This window comes from Streptomyces sp. NPDC031274 (assembly GCF_055570235.1).
Genome location: NZ_JBVIHP010000004.1, coordinates 45,740 through 48,886, shown reverse-complemented (window position 1 = coordinate 48,886; position 3,147 = coordinate 45,740). Strand labels below are relative to the sequence as shown.

2 protein-coding genes are annotated in these 3,147 nt (G+C 71.5%); both read left to right on the top strand.

The annotated features are described in order from the left end of the window. The first annotated feature begins 305 nt into the window (after positions 1-305). Complete coding sequence (locus tag ACZ5CR_RS08400) at positions 306-2,177, top strand: S8 family peptidase (RefSeq protein ID WP_468854937.1); 1,872 nt, start codon at positions 306-308, stop codon at positions 2,175-2,177. Between the two features lie 86 nt (positions 2,178-2,263). Beyond that, complete coding sequence (locus ACZ5CR_RS08395; protein WP_468854935.1) at positions 2,264-3,001, top strand: hypothetical protein; 738 nt, start codon at positions 2,264-2,266, stop codon at positions 2,999-3,001. Positions 3,002-3,147 lie beyond the last annotated feature (146 nt).

The window sequence follows — 3,147 nt, the reverse complement described above, 5'->3', positions numbered from 1 at the left end:
AAGGACGGACGGGAGAGAAGGGAGAAACACCACTGGGGGGCGACACCCAAAGGGCTGCCGCCCCCATTGTCGTGCGTCTGTCCCGCGTCTGTCGTGCGTCTGTCCCGCGTCCGGCACATGGCCGGATTGAGGCGTGACATCGCCTTCCGGACGAATTGCACGGGGTTCCCCGATCCCCTTGATTTCAAACCCAGTTGGGGCAAAGGGGGTGGACGGCTGCGCCCGGCAGTAGCAGGGTGTGCCCCGGAATGCGCGGCCACAGCGCACAGCACGGCACCCGCAGGACCGAAGGGAGCGGTGAAGCGATGACCGACCAGGTAGAGCCGGCAGAGGGCCCGGGAGCCAGTGGCCCCGGACCCGACGGGGCGGGATTCACCTACCGGGCGTCCGAGCAGGAACTGATCGTCGTCGCACGGCCCGAGGCCCGGCTCCGTGCCGTGACCGAGGGCGTCCGCTCGGCGGCGGGCTCCGACGTGTCGGCCCTGAACATGTTCCTCAGCGATGAACAGCTCGCTCTGGAGCCGCTGTTCGGCAACGAGGAGCGCGTACAGTCCGCGGTTCAACAGCACACGGCCACGGACGGCGGCGACGGCGTGCCGGACCTGGCACTCTTCTACCGCGTGCGCGGCGGCGAGAGCAGGGCACAGGAGCTGCGCTCGCGGATGGCGGCGCTGCCGGGGATCGACACGGCGTACGTCAAGCCGGGCGCCGTACCGGCGTCGCTCGGCCCGGATCCCTCGCGGCCCGCGTCCCAAGGCCGGTCGGGCCAGTCCGGGGAACCCGGCATGAGCAGGCCCGGCATGAGCGGGCCCGGCATGAGCGGGCCCGGCATGAGCGGACCCGGCACCGGTGAGTCCGGCATCGGTGAGTCCGGGCGCCGTAAGGAAGGCGCCCCCGTCACCCCCGACTTCACCGGCCGCCAGGGCTATCTGCGCCCGGCGCCCGAGGGCGTCGACGCGCACTGGGCGTGGCAGCGGCTCGGCGGATCGGGCGAGGGCATCACGGTGATCGACATCGAGGGCGCCTGGCAGCTGAGCCACGAGGATCTGACCGGCAAGCTCGCCGGCGTGGTCATCGGCACCCCCATCCAGGACGTGGCCTGGCGCAACCACGGCACCGCGGTGATCGGCGTGATAGGCGGCGACCGCAACTACGTGGGCATCAACGGCATCGCGCCCGAGGCCACGACCGCGGCGGCCTCCTTCCAGCCTCTGGGCACCGCGGCCACGATCCACGCGGCGGCGGACCGGCTCGGCCCCGGCGACATCGTGCTGATCGAACTGCACAGGCCGGGACCGCGGTTCGAATTCGAACCGCGCGACGACCAGCGCGGCTACATCGCCCTGGAATGGTGGCCCGACGACTACGCGGCGATCCGGTACGCCTGCGCGAAGGGCGTCATCGTCGTCGCCGCCGCGGGCAACGGCGCGGAGTCCCTGGACGACGCGGTGTACGAGCGCAGGCCGGACGAGTTCCCCGAGTCGTGGCGCAACCCCTTCAACCCCTCCAACCGGCCCTCGGGCGCCATCCTGGTCGGCGCGGGCGCACCGCCGCCCGGCACGCACGGCCGTGATCACGGCCCGGACCGCTCCCGCCTGGGGTTCTCCAACTACGGCGCCCGCCTGGACGCGCAGGGCTGGGGCCGCGAGACCACCACGACCGGTGGCTCCTGGAACCAGCCGGGCGATCTGCAGGGCGGCACGGAGGAGATCGCCTGGTACACGGACACGTTCTCCGGCACCTCGTCCGCGTCACCGGTCGTCGTCGGCGCCCTGGCCTGTCTGCAGGGCATGCTGAAGGCCGCGGGCCAGCAGCTGATGACGCCGGAGCGCGCGCGTGCCATGCTGCGCTCGACGGGCTCGCCGCAGCAGGACGCACCGGGCCGCCCCGCATCGCAGCGGATCGGCAACCGCCCCGACATCAAGTCGGCGGTCACGAACCTGCTGCCGTCCGCGGTCGGCTCGGGCCAGGCCGAGCGCTACTGGGACGAGCTGCTCCCCTATCCCCCCGAACTCCCGCCGCGTCTGCGGCTCTTCGTCGCCGGCGAGTGGCGGAACCTGAACCATCCGGCCCCCGACATCCGCCAGGCGGTGCACGCCGCCTTCGCGGGCGGGCACCCCGACGTACGCGTCTGGTTCTCGGACGACGAGGTCGTCGGCCTTGTCGTCACGGGCTGAGACACCCGCGCGTCGCCGGAGCAACACGCTCAATCACCACGCTCATCGCTGAAGCACCACAACCACTGAGGGAAGGTGGCACCCGCATGAGCACCACCCCGTACATGAGTCCGATGCAGCAGCAAGGCCAGCAGTACGGACCACAACAGCAGTACGGACCGCAGCAGTTCGGCTCCCAGCAGGGCCAGCACCAGGGCCAGCCGCAGAGCCAGCAGCAGGGCCCGAGCACCGCGCCCCCGCAGCAGTTCGGCGGCCAGCAACAGCAGCCGTTCGGTCAGCAACAGCAGCAGCCGTTCGGTCAGCACTCCTCCGGCCAGAGTCAGTTCGGCCCGCAGGGCATGCGCGGCATGCAGGGAATGCAGGGTCCGCAGGGAATGCAGGGATCGCAGCAGCAGATCCCGCCGCACCTCCAGGAGCAGCTCCACCAGCAGCTGCAACAGCTCGGCCAGCAGCAGCCCTACCAGGAGCTGCTCCAGCAGCTCGGCGGCCAGCAGTCCGGCGGGCAGCAATTCGGCGGCGGCCAGCAGTACGGCGGCCAGCAGCAGCTCGGTCAGGAGAGCGTCCCGCAGGCGCAGGCGCCCCAGGTCTCCACACAGGCGCTCGCCTCGAACGTCGCGACGTCGTTCTGGGACATCGTCCAGCCCCTCCCCGGCCAGGCATCGACCATCTACCTGTTCGTCGACAACGCCTGGAGGGTGTTCATCAACCCCAGCCCGCAGACGCACGACGAGGTCCAGGAGGCGTTCGCCTTCGGGCAGCGGGTGATCGGCTACTACGACACCAGCAACCCCGCGTACCTGCTGGCCATCGTGGTCACCAAGTGACGGTCACCACCGTCACGTGAGAAGACGGCGGCGGGGGGGGGGGGGGGGGCCCCCCCCCCGCCCCTCCCCCTGCCGGGACGCGTGTACTCCAACCGCCCCCCGCTGCGGGCGCGCCCCACGAAACCTAAACGTCCCCCCGCTCCCAC

Coding starts and splice junctions, on each gene's coding strand:
- ACZ5CR_RS08400 (WP_468854937.1), top strand. CDS start 306: ATGACCGACCAGGTAGAGCCGGCAGAGGGCCCGGGAGCCAGTGGCCCC.
- ACZ5CR_RS08395 (WP_468854935.1), top strand. CDS start 2,264: ATGAGCACCACCCCGTACATGAGTCCGATGCAGCAGCAAGGCCAGCAG.